The organism is Tsuneonella sp. HG249 (assembly GCF_053819205.1).
Genome location: NZ_JBSOQY010000001.1, coordinates 1,696,414 through 1,713,951, shown reverse-complemented (window position 1 = coordinate 1,713,951; position 17,538 = coordinate 1,696,414). Strand labels below are relative to the sequence as shown.

Annotated in this window: 16 protein-coding genes; 13 read left to right on the top strand and 3 right to left on the bottom strand. The window is 64.3% G+C overall.

Annotated elements, in window-relative coordinates; translation table 11 throughout:
* Positions 1-11: 11 nt before the first annotated feature.
* From ACWPM1_RS08645 to ACWPM1_RS08605, 9 genes are read left to right on the top strand one after another with little or no spacing between them, the layout of a single operon-like run.
* Positions 12-629 carry an NADH-quinone oxidoreductase subunit J gene (locus ACWPM1_RS08645; protein WP_455694431.1) on the top strand — a complete coding sequence of 206 codons (618 nt, stop codon included), beginning with the start codon at positions 12-14 and terminating at the stop codon, positions 627-629.
* Positions 626-931 (top strand): NADH-quinone oxidoreductase subunit NuoK, encoded by a 306-nt coding sequence (gene nuoK, locus ACWPM1_RS08640; RefSeq protein ID WP_455694430.1) that lies wholly within the window; start codon positions 626-628, stop codon positions 929-931. The genes ACWPM1_RS08645 and nuoK overlap by 4 nt, the downstream gene beginning before the upstream one ends.
* Before the next feature lie 8 nt (positions 932-939).
* Positions 940-3,030: an NADH-quinone oxidoreductase subunit L gene (gene nuoL, locus ACWPM1_RS08635; protein ID WP_455694429.1), complete on the top strand. Its 2,091-nt coding sequence runs from the start codon at positions 940-942 to the stop codon at positions 3,028-3,030.
* Positions 3,030-4,598 (top strand): NADH-quinone oxidoreductase subunit M, encoded by a 1,569-nt coding sequence (locus ACWPM1_RS08630; RefSeq protein WP_455694428.1) that lies wholly within the window; start codon positions 3,030-3,032, stop codon positions 4,596-4,598. Before nuoL ends, ACWPM1_RS08630 begins: the two co-directional genes overlap by 1 nt.
* A complete protein-coding gene (gene nuoN / locus ACWPM1_RS08625; RefSeq protein ID WP_455694427.1) occupies positions 4,598-6,061 on the top strand; it encodes an NADH-quinone oxidoreductase subunit NuoN in 1,464 nt (487 codons plus the stop codon). The genes ACWPM1_RS08630 and nuoN overlap by 1 nt, the downstream gene beginning before the upstream one ends.
* Positions 6,058-6,768, top strand: coding sequence for a biotin--[acetyl-CoA-carboxylase] ligase (locus tag ACWPM1_RS08620; RefSeq protein WP_455694426.1), 711 nt, complete (start codon positions 6,058-6,060; stop codon positions 6,766-6,768). Before nuoN ends, ACWPM1_RS08620 begins: the two co-directional genes overlap by 4 nt.
* Before the next feature lie 14 nt (positions 6,769-6,782).
* Positions 6,783-7,559: a type III pantothenate kinase gene (locus ACWPM1_RS08615; protein WP_455694425.1), complete on the top strand. Its 777-nt coding sequence runs from the start codon at positions 6,783-6,785 to the stop codon at positions 7,557-7,559.
* Complete coding sequence (locus ACWPM1_RS08610; protein WP_455694424.1) at positions 7,556-9,208, top strand: ribonuclease J; 1,653 nt, start codon at positions 7,556-7,558, stop codon at positions 9,206-9,208. The genes ACWPM1_RS08615 and ACWPM1_RS08610 overlap by 4 nt, the downstream gene beginning before the upstream one ends.
* On the top strand, positions 9,205-9,462 hold the full coding sequence (locus ACWPM1_RS08605) for a DUF1467 family protein (protein WP_455694423.1): 258 nt from the start codon (positions 9,205-9,207) through the stop codon (positions 9,460-9,462). Before ACWPM1_RS08610 ends, ACWPM1_RS08605 begins: the two co-directional genes overlap by 4 nt.
* Here the strand turns inward: ACWPM1_RS08605 and ACWPM1_RS08600 are convergent.
* Positions 9,459-12,089, bottom strand: coding sequence for an ATPase (locus ACWPM1_RS08600; protein ID WP_455694422.1), 2,631 nt, complete (start codon positions 12,087-12,089; stop codon positions 9,459-9,461). The two genes, ACWPM1_RS08605 and ACWPM1_RS08600, sit on opposite strands and share 4 nt — an antisense overlap.
* A gap of 70 nt (positions 12,090-12,159) precedes the next feature.
* Here ACWPM1_RS08600 and ACWPM1_RS08595 point away from each other — a divergent pair, with 70 nt between their 5' ends.
* The 4 genes from ACWPM1_RS08595 (at position 12,160) to ACWPM1_RS08580 (ending at position 16,046) form a co-directional block, all read left to right on the top strand.
* Positions 12,160-12,462, top strand: coding sequence for an Hpt domain-containing protein (locus tag ACWPM1_RS08595; protein ID WP_455694421.1), 303 nt, complete (start codon positions 12,160-12,162; stop codon positions 12,460-12,462).
* Positions 12,463-12,531: 69 nt separating this feature from the next.
* A complete protein-coding gene (locus ACWPM1_RS08590) occupies positions 12,532-13,692 on the top strand; it encodes a hypothetical protein (RefSeq protein WP_455694420.1) in 1,161 nt (386 codons plus the stop codon).
* Between the two features lie 34 nt (positions 13,693-13,726).
* The gene (locus ACWPM1_RS08585) at positions 13,727-14,677 is read left to right on the top strand and encodes a hypothetical protein (protein ID WP_455694419.1); all 951 of its coding nucleotides are present in this window, start codon (positions 13,727-13,729) and stop codon (positions 14,675-14,677) included.
* A gap of 1 nt (position 14,678) precedes the next feature.
* On the top strand, positions 14,679-16,046 hold the full coding sequence (locus ACWPM1_RS08580) for a sensor histidine kinase (protein WP_455694418.1): 1,368 nt from the start codon (positions 14,679-14,681) through the stop codon (positions 16,044-16,046).
* Here the strand turns inward: ACWPM1_RS08580 and ACWPM1_RS08575 are convergent.
* On the bottom strand, positions 16,043-16,243 hold the full coding sequence (locus ACWPM1_RS08575; RefSeq protein WP_455694417.1) for a hypothetical protein: 201 nt from the start codon (positions 16,241-16,243) through the stop codon (positions 16,043-16,045). The genes ACWPM1_RS08580 and ACWPM1_RS08575 overlap by 4 nt on opposite strands.
* The gene (locus tag ACWPM1_RS08570) at positions 16,243-17,529 is read right to left on the bottom strand and encodes a citrate synthase (protein ID WP_455694416.1); all 1,287 of its coding nucleotides are present in this window, start codon (positions 17,527-17,529) and stop codon (positions 16,243-16,245) included. The genes ACWPM1_RS08575 and ACWPM1_RS08570 overlap by 1 nt, the downstream gene beginning before the upstream one ends.
* Positions 17,530-17,538 lie beyond the last annotated feature (9 nt).

The window sequence follows — 17,538 nt, the reverse complement described above, 5'->3', positions numbered from 1 at the left end:
CGCGCCGACGCATGATCCAGGTCTTCGCCTTTTACCTTTTTGCCGCGCTCACCATCGCTTCAGCGGTGTTCGTGATCCTTGCGCGAAACCCCGTGCATTCGGTGCTGTGGCTGATCGTCGCGTTCTTCAACGCTGCGGGGCTGATGGTGCTCGCCGGCGCCGAATTCATCGCGATGCTGCTTGTGATCGTCTACGTCGGCGCGGTCGCGGTCTTGTTCCTGTTCGTGGTCATGATGCTCGACATCGACTTCGCCTCGCTACGGGCCGGTTTCGTCAAGAATTTCCCCCTCGGAATGTTGATCGCGCTCGTGTTGCTCGCCGAACTGGTGCTGGGCATCGGCGCATGGCAGGCCGGATCGATCGAACTGGCCCCGGCCGGCCGAGAATTGGCCGCGCCGCTGGCGGCGAGCAACGTCGCCGCGATCGGCGAGGTGCTTTATGGGCGCTACCTGTTCCTGTTCGAAAGCGCCGGGATCATCCTCCTCGTCGCGATGGTCGGCGCGATCGTGCTTACCCACCGCGACCGCAAGGACAGCAGGCCGCAGGACATCTCCAAACAGATCCGCCGCAGGCCTCAAGACGCAACCCGCAATGTGAAGCCCGACGTCGGGCAGGGGATCCAGCTGTGATCGGCCTCGAGCATTACATAGTCGTCGGCACGATCCTGTTCGTGCTTGGGGTGCTCGGCATTTTTCTGAACCGGAAGAACGTGATTGTCATCCTGATGGCGATCGAACTGATTCTGCTCAGCGTGAACATCAATCTGGTGGCGTTCAGCAGCTACCTCGGCGACCTGACCGGCCAGATTTTCGCGATGTTTGTTTTGACGGTAGCTGCGGGTGAGGCGGCAATCGGGCTGGCCATTCTCGTGATCTACTTCCGCGGACGGGGCACCATTGCGGTGGACGACGTCAACCGGATGAAGGGATAGCCGGGCCCGTGCATCCGATCCTCATCATCGTGTTCGCCCCTCTGCTGGCGGCGATCGTCGGCGGGCTGGGTAACCGTGCGCTCGGCAATGTGGTGGTCAAGTCCATCACGACGGGCGCGCTGTTCCTCGCCTGCGCGCTAAGCTGGCCGATCTTCCTTGCCTTCGTCGGCGGCTCTTACGAGCCGACTGTGGTGCCGGTGCTGCAGTGGGTGCAATCCGGTGACCTGACGTTCGATTGGGCGCTGCGGGTCGACGCGCTGACCGCCGTGATGCTAGTCGTGATCACGACCGTTTCGGCGCTCGTGCACCTCTACAGCTGGGGCTACATGGACGAGGACCCGGACCAGCCGCGGTTCTTCGCCTATCTCAGTCTGTTCACCTTCGCGATGCTGATGCTGGTGACGGCGGACAACCTCGTCCAGATGTTCTTCGGCTGGGAAGGGGTGGGCCTCGCCAGCTATCTCCTGATCGGGTTCTGGTTCCGCAAGCCGAGCGCAAACGCGGCAGCGATTAAGGCATTCGTGGTCAACCGCGTTGGCGACCTGGGCTTCATGCTCGGCATCTTCGGCACCTATCTGGTGTTCGGCACCGTCTCGATCCCGGAAATCCTTGCTGCCGCGCCGGGCATGGCGGGCAGCACGATCGGCTTCCTCGGCCATCGCGTCGACACGATGGACGTTCTGTGTATCCTGCTGTTCATCGGCGCGATGGGCAAATCGGCGCAGCTCGGCCTGCACACCTGGTTGCCCGACGCGATGGAAGGCCCGACTCCGGTCTCGGCACTGATCCACGCGGCGACGATGGTCACCGCCGGCGTTTTCATGGTTTGCCGCCTGTCTCCGATGTTCGAGACCGCGCCGATCGCGCTGATGTTCGTCACCTTCATCGGCGCGGCGACTTGCCTGTTCGCAGCGACCGTCGGCACCACCCAGTGGGACATCAAACGGGTGATTGCCTATTCGACCTGCTCACAGCTCGGCTACATGTTTTTCGCCGCCGGCGTGGGGGCATACGGCGCGGCCATGTTCCACCTGTTCACGCACGCCTTCTTCAAGGCGCTGCTGTTCCTCGGCGCGGGATCGGTCATCCACGCGATGCACCACGAGCAGGACATGCGATATTACGGGGGCTTGCGCAAAAGTATCCCACTGACCTTCTGGGCAATGATGGCTGGCACGCTCGCGATCACTGGCGTTGGCATCTACTGGCTGCACGCGGGCTTCGCCGGCTTCCACTCGAAGGATGCCATTCTCGAGGCTGCGTGGGGCCGGGGTACCGAGATGGCGCATTTCGCCTTTTGGCTCGGGGCGTTCGCGGCGCTGCTGACGAGCTTCTATTCGTGGCGACTGATCTTCCTGACGTTCTTCGGCAAGCCACGTTGGGCCGAGAGCGAGCACATCCAGCACGCGGTGCATGACGCCCACGGGCACGAGCACGGCAAGGAAGATCCCCACGCCCACTCGGCGGGTGAAAACCCTCCGGCGCAGGAACATGCCGGTCATGACGATGCGCACCACGTTTCGCATCCCGATCACGGCGACGGCACGGCGGGCTATCATCCGCATGAGAGCCCGCTGTCGATGCTGGTGCCTCTTAGCGTACTCAGCCTCGGCGCGGTGTTCGCGGGCTTCTTGTTCAGCCATGCCTTCCTGGACGACGCCGGATTCTGGCAAGGCTCGATCTTCTACAACGAGGACCTGATCCACGCGATGCACGGCGTGCCGCTGTGGGTGAAGCTGACCGCGACCGTGGTCATGATTGTGGGATTCGCGATCGCGTGGCTCGGCTACATGCGCGACCCCGGCATGCCGGAGCGGGCGGCCAACCAGCTTGGCCCAGTGTACCGGTTCCTTTTCAACAAGTGGTACTTCGACGAACTGTATCACTTCCTGTTCGTGCGGCCGGCGTTCTGGCTCGGCGACAAATTCTGGAGGTGGATCGATAAGGGCACCATCGATCGCTTCGGCCCTGACGGCGCGGCGCGGATAGTGGCGCTCGGCACAGTCGGCGCCAAGCGGATGCAGTCCGGCTTCCTCAACACGTACGCGCTGTGGATGCTGATCGGCCTTGTCGCTGCGATCACCTGGATTCTGGTGTGATGGGGGGCGTTCCAATCCTTTCGCTAATGCTGCTGGTCCCGCTGGTCGGCGGTCTGGCGTGCTTCTTCTTGAAGGCGAAGGCCGCGCGTAGCGTCGCCTTGGCTGCCACGCTGATCGACCTGGCGCTCGGTTTCGTGCTCTGGGTGAATTACGATATTGGCGGTGCCCAGTGGCAGTTCGTTGAGAAAGCGCCGCTGTTCGCGGGCTTCAGCTACGCACTCGGGATCGACGGGATCGCACTGCTGCTGATCGTGCTCAGCGTGTTCCTGATGCCGATTTGCATCCTCGCCAGCTGGGACTCGATTGAAAAGCGCGTCGGGGAATACATGGCGGCATTCCTGTTCATGGAACTGCTGATGATCGGCGTGTTCGCTGCGCAGGACATGCTGCTGTTCTACATATTCTTCGAGGCCGGCCTGATCCCGATGTACCTGATTATCGGCATCTGGGGCGGGGCTGAGCGCATTTACGCGAGCTACAAGTTCTTCCTTTATACGCTGCTCGGCTCGGTGCTCATGCTGGTGGCGATGTTGTGGATGATCGGCGAAGCCGGCACCACCGACATCCCTACGTTGATGCAGTACGATTTCCCGCCGGCGGCGCAGACATGGCTGTGGCTGGCCTTCTTCGCCAGCTTCGCGGTGAAGATGCCGATGTGGCCGGTGCACACCTGGCTGCCCGATGCCCACGTACAGGCTCCCACCGCTGGCTCGGTGATCCTCGCCGGCGTACTACTCAAGATGGGCGGTTACGGGTTCCTCCGTTTCAGCCTGCCGATGTTCCCCGAAGCGAGCGCGCAGTTCGCCTGGCTGGTGTTCTGGCTGTCGATGATCGCGGTAGTCGTCACCAGCCTGATTGCGCTGGTCCAGCACGACATGAAGAAGCTGATCGCCTATTCCTCGGTCGCGCACATGGCGATCGTCACTGTCGGGCTGTTCGCCTTCAACGTGCAGGGACTCGAAGGCGGTATGATGGTGATGCTCGGCCACGGGCTCGTCTCGGGCGCATTGTTCCTGTGCGTCGGCGTTATCTACGACAGGTTACACACGCGCGAAATCGACCGTTATGGCGGGCTCAGCATCAACATGCCGAAGTATGCCTTGCTGTTCATGCTGTTCACGATGGCGAGCGTCGGCCTGCCGGGCACGAGCAATTTCGTCGGCGAGTTCCTCGCGCTGGCGGGCATCTATCAGGTTTCCACCTGGGTAACGCTGGTCTGCACCACCGGCATCATCCTCGGCGCGGCCTACATGCTCTACCTGTACTGGCGCGTCGCGTTCGGCGTTCAACGCAACGCCGATGCGGCGGCGATGAAGGACCTCAACGCGCGGGAGTGGCTGATGCTCGGTCCGATCGCTGTCGCGGTGCTGTGGATGGGCGTGTATCCTGAGAGCTTCCTCGCCCCGATGCGCAAGGATATCGCTGCTCTCGACGCGCGCCTCGCCCGCGCCAAGCCGGCTGGCGACGGCAGGCTAGCCGAGGCGAGGCCTGCTCAGGTGCGCACCAAGGCCGCGAACGCGATGGAGTATCACAGCGCCCCGCCGACTGGGAACGGGGAGGCCCACTGATGGACTTCGCCCACTCGCTGCGCCTGCTCCTGCCTGAGGAGATCCTTTCAGTCGGCGGCCTCGTCCTCTTGCTCGCTGCCGCTTGGCTCGGCGACAGGGCCAGCCGCGCGATCTCGATCGCCGCCGTCGCCGTGATCGCCGCTGCCGCTGCTTTCACCGCGCCTGTGCTCTGCAGCGGCGCGATGGGCGCCGATACCATGGCCTTCTTCGGACAGGTCCACGCGGACGCCTTCGCCGCCTTCGCCAAGCTGCTCATATATGCGGCCGCCATTGCCTGCCTGATGATCGCACCGCGTTTCTTCGAGCGCTGGCACGCGATGCGCGCCGAGTACCCGGTGCTGATCCTGTTCGCCGTATTGGGCACCGGCATCATGGTTTCCGCCGGCGACCTGATGACGCTCTACATCGGCCTCGAGATGAACAGTCTGGCTGCTTACGTGCTGGCGTCGTTCTTGCGGACCGACGGACGTTCGGCGGAAGCCGGGCTCAAGTACTTCGTCCTTGGGGCACTGGCGAGCGGCATCCTGCTTTACGGCATGAGCCTCACCTACGGATTCACGGGCACAACCAGCTTCACGGGAATCCGCGCCGCGCTCTCCGGAGAGCTCTCGACAGGCGCTCTGTTCGGCGTGATCTTCATGCTCGCCGGACTTGCGTTCAAGATCGCTGCGGTGCCGTTCCACATGTGGACACCCGACGTCTACGAAGGCGCACCGACACCGGTTACCATGTTCTTCGCCACCGCGGTAAAGGTTGCCGCCGTGGCACTCCTGATGCGTGTCGCGCTCGAGGCGTTCGCCGGGCAGTACGAAGCCTGGCGTCAGGTGGTGGTGTTCGCCGCGCTGGCCTCGATCGTGATCGGCGCGCTCGGGGCCATAGGTCAAGAGAACCTCAAGCGCCTGCTCGCTTACTCGGCGATCAATAACGTCGGCTTCATCCTCGTCGGCCTCGCCACCGGAACGCAGCAGGGTGCTAGCGCTATGCTCACCTACATGGCGATCTATGTCGCGATGACCGTAGGCAGCTTCGTTGCGCTCCTGATGCTGCGCGACGCGGACGACAATCAACTGGAGACCTTGTCCGACATCTCCGGTCTCAGCCGCACCCGGCCGGGCATCGCCTGGGCCCTGCTTTTGCTCATGTTGAGCCTTGCCGGAATCCCGCCCCTGTTCGGCTTCTGGGCCAAGCTGGTGGTGTTCCAGGCCGCTGTAGCCGCCGACATGGTCCCGTTGGCGGCCCTCGCCATCGCGGCCAGCGTGATCGGTGCCTATTACTACATCAAAGTCGGGAAGGTCATGTTCTTCGACGAGCCTAGCGATCGGGTTCAGGGCAAGAACGACTGGGCGCACTGGTCGCTGCTGCTCCTCGCTAGCCTGTTCATCTCGCCGCTGGGGTATTTGTTGACCGGCTGGCTCGGCGAACTGTCGAATATCGCTTCGGCCGCGCTGTTCCTCACCGCTTGATCCGCACCCTAGCCGAAACCGGGTCCACGAACGCCGATCTTGCCGCCGCGCTGCGAGCCGGGGAGCGGATCGCGGAAGGCGACTGGCTGGTGGCCGATCGCCAGAACGCGGGTCGCGGCCGCCAGGGGCGCAAGTGGTTCGACGGCGCCGGCAATTTCATGGGCTCCACTGTTGTTCGTCCGGGCCCGGGTGACCCGGCAGCTCCTACTCTCGCGCTTCTGGCAGGGCTCGCGCTCTACGAGACCGTATCCCAGTTCCTGGGCGATCCTTCGCCGCTATCGTTGAAATGGCCGAACGACCTGCTGCACGGTCGGGCGAAGCTCGCGGGGATACTGCTCGAGCGAGAGGGCGATGCCGTAGTGGTCGGAATTGGTGTTAACCTGGCCGCAGCGCCCACCGTCGAAGGCCGTGAGACGATCTCGCTTAAAGCGCTGGGGCCTGCCCCGGACCGCGACCTATTCGCTAATGCCTTGGCCGCCGCATTCGACCGCGAGGTCGAGCGTTGGCGCACGGTCCGGCTCGAGCCGATGTTGCGGCGCTGGCAAGTTGCCGCGCATCCGACAGGCACCCACCTCACCGTCCACGAACCTGACGGGACCACGGCGGTCGGGGCTTTTCATGGCCTCTCCCCTGAAGGGTCGCTCCTGTTGCGCTTGGAAGACGGCAGTGTCCGGCCTATCCACGCCGGCGACGTGTCGCTCGCTTGAGGAAGGTATCGCAAATGCTGCTCGCCGCCGATGTCGGCAATACGAATGTCGTCTTCGCGCTGTTCGACGGGCGCGAGATCAAAGCGCGATGGCGGATTGCCACCGACCCGCGGCGCACTGGGGACGAGTACGCCGTGTGGCTGCTCCAACTGCTCGAGATCGAGGGCTACAAGCGTGAGGAAGTCGAGCAGATTATCGTCGGATCGGTAGTCCCTCGTGCCATCCACAACATCACCGTCTTGGCCGAGAAGTACTTCAACATCTCGCCGCTCATCGCCGGGGAGGGGCTTGCGGACTGGGGTATCTCGGTCGACGTGGATCAGCCGCGATCCCTCGGCGCAGACCGGGCGCTTAATGCTATCGCGGCCCACGCGAAGTACGAAGGCGACCTGATCATCGTCGACTTCGGCACGGCCACCACCTTCGATGCGGTCGACTTCACCGGCGCCTACAAGGGCGGGATCATTGCGCCCGGGATAAATCTGTCCCTCGATGCATTGGTCGGGAACACGGCAAAACTGCCGCGCATCGCCATAGAGGCCCCGCGCACGAGCAGCGTGATCGGCACAAATACCGAGGACCAAATGCTGATCGGGGTTTTCTGGGGCTATTGTGCGATGATGGAAGGACTCATCGCGCGCATGCGGGCCGAAATCGGCCGGCCCGCCCGGGTGGTCGCGACCGGCGGGCTTGCTATCCTGTTCGACCAGCACACTTCGATCTTCGATGCCGTCGATGCCGATCTGACGCTCGACGGTCTCGCCATCCTCGCAGAGCGCGCCGCCGCGTGAAGAAAGATAACTCCCCGGAAGACGAACTGCTGTTCCTTGCCCTCGGCGGTTCCGGCGAGATCGGCATGAACGTGAACCTGTACGGCTGCCGCGGGCGCTGGATCATGGTCGATCTCGGGATGACCTTCAGCGGCAACGAGTACCCCGGTGTCGACCTGGTATTCGCCGATCTCGAGTTCATCGAGGAGCGCGCCGACGCGCTCGATGGCATCGTTCTCACTCATGCGCACGAGGACCACATCGGCGCGGTACCTTACTTCGCCGCCGAACTCGGTGTGCCGCTTTACGCGACTCCCTTCACCGCGGACCTGGTGCGCCGCAAGCTCGCCGAGGCGGGGCTTGTGGACGACGTGGAACTGATCGTGGTCGACGACCTAGAGCCCTTCAAGCTCGGACCGTTCGAGATATCCTACCTGCCGCTCGCCCATTCGATCGCCGAAGGCCATGCGTTGCTGATCGACACCCCGTTCGGGCGTGTGTTCCATACTGGCGATTGGAAGCTCGACGAAGAACCCATCATCGGCGAGCCGACCACTGAGGAAGAACTGTGCGAACTTGGCGACGAGGGCGTGCTGGCCCTGGTCTGCGATTCGACAAACGTGTTCAATCCGGAAGCCAGCGGCTCGGAGGGCGCGGTTTACAACGCGCTACAGGACGAAGTCGCGAAGTGGAGCGGCCGGCGGGTGTTGGTGACGACCTTCGCGAGCAACGTGGCCCGTCTGCACACCCTCGGCGCGGTGGCCGATGCAACCGGGCGGCGGCTGTGCATCGCCGGTCGTTCCCTGGATCGCATGATCGAGGTGAGCCAGGATAACGGCTACCTCGCCGAGTTTCCCGAGACGGTCGATTTCGACACTGCGATGGGCTTGCCTCGCGGCGAAGTGCTGATCGTCGCGACAGGCGGTCAGGGCGAGCCTCGGGCGGCTCTGGCGCGTATCGCCGAGAAGCAGCATCCGATTGAGCTCAGCGAAGGCGATGTCGTGCTGTTCTCGAGCCGCCAGATCCCGGGCAACGAAATCTCGGTCGCCCGCATCCAGAACCTGCTCGCCGAACGCGGCATCGTGGTCGTGACCGACCGACAAAGTCCGATCCATGTTTCCGGGCACCCCGGTCGCCCCGAACTCGAAGCGCTCTACAGCTGGTTGCGCCCGCAACTGCTTGTCCCCGTTCACGGCGAGATGCGCCACATGACCGAACAGGCGCGGCTCGGGCTCGCCAGCGGAATTCCGCACGCCGTCGTGCAGAAGAACGGCGACATCGTGCGGCTCGCGCCGGGCAAGCCCGGTAAACTGGCCGAAGTGCGCGCCGGCCGCTTGATTCTCGACGGTGACATTATCGCCCCGGCCGATGGGGATGCGATGGTGATGCGCCGCCGGATCGCGCGTGAAGGGCTGGTGGTCGTCGCCATCGGTCCAAAGGGTGGGGTGCACGTGGAAGGGGTCGGCCTGCCGCTCGACGAGGATTACGCGGCCTTCGTTTCGGAAACGGAGGCGGACGTGGCGCAGGCGCTTAACAATCTCAAAGGTCCGGCAGCGCGCAGTCGGGAGGACAAGGTCGAAGCCGCCCGCCTTGCTGCTCGCCGCGCCGCCACGCGCTGGTCGGGGAAGAGGCCGCAAGTGCGGGTTATCGTTCCGGGTGCCGAGGCATGAAGTGGACGTCGATCCTGGCGATCTACGTCCTGTTTTGGGCGATGAGCGCCTTCGTTCTGTTACCGTTCGGCGTGAAGACGCACGAGGAACTCGGCGTCGAGCGTGTCCCCGGCCAGGCCGACAGTGCGCCGGCCAATTTTCGGCCCGGACGGGTTGCCTTGCGAGCGACCATTCTGGCCACCGCGCTGACTGCCCTGTACGTTGCCAACTACGTCAACGGATGGGTCACCCCGGCGACGCTATGGCCGTACTAGTCGCGCAACCGCTCGATCGCTTGGGCTAGGGCGACGTACAGCTTGCCCATGTCGCTGCTGAGCAGCGTGACGCCGATGGCGTGACCGTCTCGCGTGGACAGCATCGTACGCAACATACCCTCGAAATCGTGGATGTAGCGATTGACGTGTTCGCGAAAGTCCACATTCGCGTCGTACAGTTCGGCCACCTCTCGGGCTTCCGCCGGCTCGAGCAGCCGCACGGCCCGGCGAGTGAAGATGCCGCGGTCTCCCCGCAGGTAGCTAGTCCAGGCCGTATCGGTCACGTCGGTCGACAGCGCGCGGGCGATGTCGATCGCGTTCGAATTTAGACTCTCGGTGATCAGCGCGACCCGCCGTGAGAAATCGCCATCGACCTGCTCTTCGGCGCGCTCTCGCGCACGTTCGACCCTGTTCTCCAAGTTTGCGGCCAGCTCGCTGACCTTGGCGAGTTGGTCACGCAACTGGATCGCCGCTTCGCGCGCCACGCCAGCCGCGTGCGCGGAAGTATCCTCTAAATCGTTCAGGGCCGCGCCAACGCGCTCACGCAGGGCGCGATCAAGGGCCTCGTTGGCATCGCCGGCGATGCGTTCCGCGAGAGCGGTTACGCGGCCAGCAGTGTCGTTCTCCAAGGTCGCAATGGCTGATCGGGCCGCCCCATCGAGGACCGTGATGGACTCGCGCAGCGCGCTTTGCGCCACAGCCGCGGCGGTTTCGCTTTCTTGCGCCAATGCGGCAATCTGTCCCCGCATCGCGGCAATCCGCTGAAGCGCGGCATTGTCGCCTGCGGCGAGCCCGGTCTGGAAAGTCTGGAGCTCTTCCATCGCCGCCGTGCTGTCGCGTTGCGCGGATAGTACGTAGTCCGACACTTCGCGGCTCTTGTCGCCTGCTGCCCCAAGCATAAGCGACAGGGACTCTCCTTGCTGGCTCAACGCCGTGAGCCTCCCTTCCGTCTCCGACAAGGCGGCGGGAAGCTGTGTCTGGCTGTGTTCGGCGCTTGCGCGGATGAGTTCGAGCAACCGCACGCTGGCTTCAGTAAGATCGGCCACCGCGCGGTCGGTGCCGTCCAGCCAAGATCGGCTTTCGGAGAGGCGATCGCCCAGTGCATCGATCGCGGCAGCAAGCGATACTTCGGCGGCCTGTCCGTGTTCGGCCGCCGCGGCCATCTCCCGGCCCAGTTCAGCAAGCCGGGCGGCCACTAATTCTCCATGCTCGGCTAATTCGCGCGAGCGAACTTCTTGAGCCTGACGCCGTTCCTCAATGGCTGCGTCGATTTCGGTAAGCTGCGCGGCGATATGACTTGCCTGCTCAGCGGCGATCTCGGCTGCCTCGGTGCGGCGCTTCTCGACCTCGTGGACGAACAACGCGTGGGATTCATTGAGCTTGCCATCGACGAGAAGTGCTTCGCGTCGGATCAAGTCGAGGCGGCCCTGAGCACCGTTCTTGGCGGCAATGTCCACCGCCTCCACCTGTTGAATGGCCGCTTCAAGATCGCGCTTGAGCGTTTCAACCCGCTCGTTCCAGGCTTCGACGGCGTGCTGTTCCGCAGTTCCGAGGCTTGCCGACACCGTTTCGGCGCCCTCGCGAATGGCGCTGACCCGCGCCTGCAGCGATCGGAGCAGCTCTTCTTCCTGAACCTCGAGGACGTTGGCAGACGCGGTAATTTCCTCGCGCAAGCGATCGGCGCGATGACGCATCGCCGCGAGGGTCTCTACCTCGCGGCCGTCCAGCTCGGCGCGGAACGCATCGCTCTTTTCCCGCAGTACCGTGAAGCGCACACCTGCCACCTGGTCGAGTTGATCCGCCTGGCTTTCGAAGCCGGCAATCGCTGCATCGACTTTGGCACGCAAGGCGGCCACTTGTCGTTCGCTGGCCTGACCGAACTCGTTCAGGCGGTTGAAGCCGGCCACGAGCTCGTCAAGATGGCTGTGAGCCATGTTGCCGGCCGCCCCGATCTGGTTCGAAACGTCGCGCGCGGCATTGGCGATGACAGGCAGGTCGTCGCGCAGCTTGCCCATGTTCTCGAGCGCCGCGCGGCTAACCCCGGCGATCGCATCGACTTGCGCGCCATTGTCTTGCACCAGGGACTGAAGATTGTCGGCGTGCTCTGAGATACGCTGCGTCGCCACGCGCCCCAGCGATTCGAGCTCGCGGCTTTGCGCCGCGAGAAATTCGCGCGCGAGGCTGAGCTCGCGGTTCACGACCGAGAGCCTCGCTTCGAGCATCACGGATTCGTCGCGCAAAGCTCGGGCGGCATCGGCGAAGCGGCCGGCCTCGCGCGTGCTCAGCCGCATGGCGAGCAGCCACACGGACACGATGAGGAGCACGGGGACCGCCCACTGGACGGCCAGCTGGGATCCCTGTTGCGGCGTCACGCCGCTCAAGGCCCCTTGATTGGCCCAGCCGAAAAAAGCGGTCCAGCCTATGAGTGCCCCAAGCGCCAGGGAAGGCGCCAGCCAACGTTTGGCGGATCTATTCTGGCTATTCTCCCACGTTTCCTCATGAGCCACGTCCTCCTCGGCCCAGCTGGCGTCCAGCGTCAGCGGCTCGTCGACCGTGACTTGCGCTTCGTGAGGCGCCTCGGCGCCGCTCTCTGGGCCGACGGCCCGGATGTGGTTTCCCCCGCTCATTCTGCGGAATCTACACGACTGATTACATGTTCAACAGAGTCTTAATCATCGCCGGTTAGGATAATCCGCGATGGCTTACGAACAGGGCTCATTCGACGCGACGCTTGCGGCCGCAGCCGGCGAGGACCCGGCGCTGCTCGCAGAGCTTCGCGCTGCCTTCCGCGACAGCCTCGAACGCCATCTCGATCATCTCAAGCGCGCCCGTTGCGACGGGAACTGGACAGTTGCAGCCCAACGCCTGAAAGGTTTGGCGGCCAGCTTCCATGCGTCCGAATTGATCGCCCTGGCCGACGAGGCTGCCGAGGGAGCGCCAGGCGAACCTGGCGTCGTCCGACGGATCGAAGGCTTTCGCAACCGCTTCGTCGCGAGCTGATACCCACCCTCTAGCCAACCATATCGGCCGCACCTACGCTTGCCTGCTGACGGGCCAGGAGGGTATTGCGTGCGGGTCGCGCTGATCGCGTTGACGGAAGAAGGCGAGACGCCGGTGCGCATCGGCGGCCGGCCTGTCGCGTGGCACCAGCTGCAGGCTGTGCTGGCCCTCGAGTGCGAAAAAGTCGTTTGCCTCGCGCGAGGACCGAGCCCGGTGCTCGCGGCACTGCAGCGGGAGGCGGAGGCCCGCGAAGTCAAGTTTCACGCCTCGGCCCAGTCGAGCGCTCTGCCGGGATTGGTGGGCGCGGCCGACACTCTGTTCGTATTGGCACCCGGGACGTTAGCCGATCGGGGCTGGCTGACTCAGGCGCTCGGCGCCCGCGCCGGGGTTGCGGTGCTCGATGCGGAAGGTGCCGTCCAGCGCGGCTTCGAGCGGATCGATCTCGAACACGCATGGGCCGGGGTGTTGGCGGTGAGGGGAGACGCCGTCGAGGCGCTGGCCGACCTGCCTCCTGACGCAGACCCCATATCGGGCCTGCTGCGCGTCGCGCTCCAGCGCCGCGGACGGCGGGTCGAGGTCCCCAGGGGATGGCTCGACGAGGGGCGTTGGGCGATGCTCGGCGACAGCGCCGCTGCAAAACGAGTCGAGGAAAGTTGGCACGAGCGCCATGTGCCGGCACCCGCGTTCGATCGGCCAGGCGAGGCTATCGCTCATCGCCTTGCGCGATGGTTATTGCCGCGTTTGGCCGACACCTCGGCGCTTGTGGGCGTTCTGGCCGTTGGCGGCAGCTTGCTGGCGGTCTTGGGGGGGGCGGCCGGCTACGCCGGATATTCGGTGGCGGGGCTTCTGGCCTTGACTGCCGGCACACTCATATCTTCGGTCGGTGAGCGGCTGGGCCTCTTCGCGCGTGCCGGATCGGGCACCAAGGCGCCCAAGCGCGCAATCGAAGTGCGCGATGCAATGCTTGACCTGTCGTTGATCGCGATTGCCGCGAGTCCATTCGAGTTGGCCGGCTGGACGGGCCCTTTCGTGGCAGCGGTCCTCATCCTCACGCTCCGCCTATCGCGCGAAGACGAGGCGCCGCGGGCCGTTCGGCCCTTCGGCGATCGTTTCTCGGTATATGGCGTGCTGACCAGCGCCGCCGTCGCCGGTTTGATGGTGCCGTTTGCGGCGGGTCTGGCGTTGATTGCCCTGAGCCTTCGGCTGTTCTGGCCGAAGCCACGAAGCTAACAGGGATTTAACCACGGTCGGCTATACCCGTCCGATGAATGATGCGGTGACGATGCAGTCGAACGACGCGGCCGTCCAAGAGGTTCTGCGTGATCAGCTCGCGCAGGGCGACGCCGTTCTCGCTTCCATCGCACCAGTGCTCGGTCACCTGTTGGCGAGCAATGACCAGTCGCTATTCACCGATGAGATTGTCAGCCGGGTGCGAGGCATGGTCGCCCATATCGCACGCCAACTGGTCATCTCAGGATCCGAAAACCCGGAGGGCATCGATCCTCGCGAGCTAAAAAACGACCAGCAATTGAACGGCATGACGACGACGCTGCTGTCCGATCCGAGCCTGGTGGCGCATTGCCATTCCCTCGCGCTCGAGTGGCAGTTGACCATGAAGCTCGAGAAACGGTCGGCGATCGACCCGGTACTTTCGCCATTGCTGCAGGCCCTGATCGCGTCGGACGATGCGCCCGTGGCAAGCGGCGCGATGGCGGCCTTGGCCGCGCAGGCGCGATTTGTGCAGCAACAGCGGCGGATGGAGCTTCCCATCGAAGAGCTTCCCGCCGGCTTGTTCGACCGAGTTCTGGCGAACGCACGCGAGGCTGGCGGTATGGCGCCGCAGCCCATCGCGAAGCTCCGCAGCGACTATCGTGAAAGCGAGGGCAGGCTGGCCCTCATGGCCAAGCTCATTAGCGGGATGGGCAGCGGCGCAGTCGCTGCCTTGTCTGTGCGCCACGCGGGGCTGGCGATCTTCTTGAGCGCATTGGCGGCCGCTACGCATCAGGATCGCGATCTCGCAGCGGTCGCAACGAATGAGCGCCAGCTTGCGCGCCTGGCGCTGGCATTGCGCGCGGCCGGTCTCAGGCCGAGGGAGGTCGAGGAGCAGGTCCTGCACATTCACCCCGATCTGGCGCTACCCAGCGGATTCAACATGCTCCGCGCGGATCACGCGGCAGCTCTGCTCGCCGCTTCGGGGCGCCGGTCCGTTGCCTGACATGACCACCGGAGGAAACGTGCTCGCGCGCGCCCAGACCGATGCGCTCGATCGCTTGATCGAGGCCGACGAGCCGCTAGCCGGGCTGCAGCGGCGTTGTGGAGGAGAGATCCCCGGCACGGTTGCGATCCCGGAGCTACTCGAAGCGGTGCGCAAGGCGCGCAAGACCGAGCTAAGGCTTGCCCGTGCCATCGAGGCGCTTGACGGCGAGGAAGTTGTTCGGGCCTGGGTCGAAATTGCGCCTCGGGACGAGGCGAGCGGCTCCGGCTGTTCGATAGAAGTGGGCACGTGGTCGACCCGGCCACGCCCGGTCATTTCCGACGAGGACGTCGAGTTCCGCCGAGTTACCATCGACCGGGCGCTTGCGGAGCTTACCGCGCGTCTCGATCCCGCCCAGCGGGTGCTCGCGGTAGATGCGTCCGCCCCCGACGCCGCCGGGATCGCACGAAGGATGCGCGATTCGCTGGGCTGCATTTGGACGGATTTTGTCGAGCTTCCGGATCTGGCTCATCGCCAACCGCTGCATTGGCGTCTGCTCGATGGCGCCCGTTGCCGCCTGGAAGGCTCCAGGCGAATGTGGACGGCGACGCTGGTGCCGCTAGGTTTGCCGGAGCCAGGCAGTGCGGGCTTCGAATTGCTGCTGGTAGCGGACACCCCTCTACCCATGCGAGCAGCCGCCGCCCCCGAAATGCAGCGGGCCGCTGCTTCGTTTGGGCGCGAGCTTACTCCTGTTCTGCGCCAGCCGGTCTCGCGGATCATTGCGAACGCGGAAACCATACGCTCGCGCCTCGCCGGGCCGATCGCCGAAGAGTACAGCAACTACGCTGCCGACATCGCTTCGGCCGGTCAGCATTTGCTGTCTCTCATCGAGGATCTTTCAGATCTCGAGATTGTCGAAGCGGACGACTTCGTCACCGTGCCGGATCAAATCGACCTGGCCGATGTCGCACGGAGGGCGGTGGGCATTCTGAGCGTGCGCGCTCGGGAGCGTGGGACGGTCGTCACTGCCCCGGCCGAGGACGCGCCGGTCCCCGCGGTCGGCGAATTCCGGCGCGTGCTGCAAATCCTGCTTAACCTCGTGGGGAATGCCATCGCCTACGGGCCGGACGGCTCGACGGTGCGCCTGGTGACCGAACGTCAAGGCGATCGATCTTCGATCTCCGTGATCGACCAGGGCCCGGGCCTCGGTCGGGATCAGCGGGAAATGGTGTTCGAAAAGTTCGAACGCCTTGGCCGAAGCGGTGACGGCGGCTCCGGACTTGGTCTCTATATTTCGCGCAGGCTGGCGCGAGCGATGGGCGGCGATCTGACGGTCGAAAGCATCCCTGGCGAAGGCGCGAAGTTCAAACTGGAACTGCCGAGCGTTTAGCGTCGCCGGCTACCCCACCAGAACAGCGCGACACCGATTGCGACAGTAATCGCGCCGTAAACCGCCCATTGCCGCTCCGCGAGCATGAAGCTTTCGGCCGGCCACATCACCAGGCCGAGGCCCTGAAGCGCCCACAGGCCGCCAGCCAGGACCAGGGCGACGCCAAAAATCTGCGCCAGGACGCGGAGCGCGCGCATCAGCGCTTCTCCACCGGCACGTAGTCCCGCTGCGTCGGGCCGGTGTAAAGCTGGCGGGGACGACCGATGACCTGCGCCGGATCACTGATCATCTCATTCCACTGCGCAACCCATCCGACCGTGCGGGCCAGCGCGAACAGCGCAGTGAACATCGTGGTGGGGAAGCCGATCGCCGAGAGGATGACACCCGAGTAGAAATCGACGTTCGGGAACAGCTTCTTCTCGATGAAGTAATCGTCCTTCAACGCCATTTCTTCGAGGCGCAGCGCGGTTTCGAACAGCGGATCGTTGACCTTGAGAGCATCGAATACCTCGCGCACCGTCTTCTGCATCACGGTCGCCCGGGGATCGTAGTTCTTGTACACCCGGTGGCCAAAGCCCATCAGGCGGAACGGATCGTTCTTGTCCTTCGCCCGGTCGATGTAATGCGGAATCTTGTCCGGAGTGCCGATTTCGCGCAGCATGTTGAGCGCCGCCTCATTCGCGCCGCCGTGGGCGGGTCCCCAGAGGCAGGCGATGCCCGCCGCGATGCACGCGAACGGGTTCGCGCCCGAGGAGCCGGCAAGGCGAACCGTCGAGGTAGAGGCGTTCTGCTCGTGATCGGCATGAAGGATGAAAATCCGGTCCATCGCCTTCTCGACCGCCGGCACGACTTCATAGGGCTCGGCCGGCACGCCGAAGGTCATGCGGAGGAAGTTGCCGGTGTAGCTCAGCGAGTTGTCCGGATACTGGAAAGGCTGGCCGACAGAGTACTTGTAAGCCATCGCCGCGATCGTCGGCATCTTGGCGATGAGGCGATGGCTGGCGATCTTGCGCTGCTCGGGATCCGAAATGTCGCTGCTGTCGTGGTAGAAGGCGGAGAGTGCACCGGCGACGCCGCACATGATCGCCATCGGGTGGGCGTCGCGGCGGAACCCGCGGTAGAAAGTCGCCAACTGCTCGTGCAACATGGTGTGGCGGCTGATCGTATAGGTGAAATCGTCCAGTTCTTGCTTCGACGGGAGCTCACCGTTGAGCAGAAGGTAGCTGACTTCCATGAAGCTCGATTGCTCGGCGAGTTGCCCTATGGGGTAACCGCGGTGCAGCAGGACGCCTTCGTCGCCGTCGATATAGGTAAGCGCGCTCTCGCAGCTGCCGGTCGACTTGTAGCCGGGATCGTAAGTGAATGCTCCGGTCTGGCCATAGAGCTTTCGGATGTCGATGACATCGGGGCCGACACTGCCTTCGAGGACCGGCAGGTCGATGCTCTTGTTGTCGAAGATCAGCGTTGCCGCTTTGTCCGCCATGGTCTGTCT

What these genes read in the sequence shown, in the direction of transcription:
- nuoN (WP_455694427.1), top strand. Translation starts at nt 4,598, where the DNA reads ATGGACTTCGCCCACTCGCTGCGCCTGCTCCTGCCTGAGGAGATCCTT.
- ACWPM1_RS08585 (WP_455694419.1), top strand. Translation starts at nt 13,727, where the DNA reads ATGAATGATGCGGTGACGATGCAGTCGAACGACGCGGCCGTCCAAGAG.
- ACWPM1_RS08605 (WP_455694423.1), top strand. Translation starts at nt 9,205, where the DNA reads ATGAAGTGGACGTCGATCCTGGCGATCTACGTCCTGTTTTGGGCGATG.
- ACWPM1_RS08630 (WP_455694428.1), top strand. Translation starts at nt 3,030, where the DNA reads ATGGGGGGCGTTCCAATCCTTTCGCTAATGCTGCTGGTCCCGCTGGTC.
- ACWPM1_RS08570 (WP_455694416.1), bottom strand. Translation starts at nt 17,529, where the DNA reads ATGGCGGACAAAGCGGCAACGCTGATCTTCGACAACAAGAGCATCGAC.
- ACWPM1_RS08580 (WP_455694418.1), top strand. Translation starts at nt 14,679, where the DNA reads ATGACCACCGGAGGAAACGTGCTCGCGCGCGCCCAGACCGATGCGCTC.
- ACWPM1_RS08595 (WP_455694421.1), top strand. Translation starts at nt 12,160, where the DNA reads ATGGCTTACGAACAGGGCTCATTCGACGCGACGCTTGCGGCCGCAGCC.
- ACWPM1_RS08575 (WP_455694417.1), bottom strand. Translation starts at nt 16,243, where the DNA reads ATGCGCGCGCTCCGCGTCCTGGCGCAGATTTTTGGCGTCGCCCTGGTC.
- ACWPM1_RS08645 (WP_455694431.1), top strand. Translation starts at nt 12, where the DNA reads ATGATCCAGGTCTTCGCCTTTTACCTTTTTGCCGCGCTCACCATCGCT.
- ACWPM1_RS08600 (WP_455694422.1), bottom strand. Translation starts at nt 12,089, where the DNA reads ATGAGCGGGGGAAACCACATCCGGGCCGTCGGCCCAGAGAGCGGCGCC.
- ACWPM1_RS08615 (WP_455694425.1), top strand. Translation starts at nt 6,783, where the DNA reads ATGCTGCTCGCCGCCGATGTCGGCAATACGAATGTCGTCTTCGCGCTG.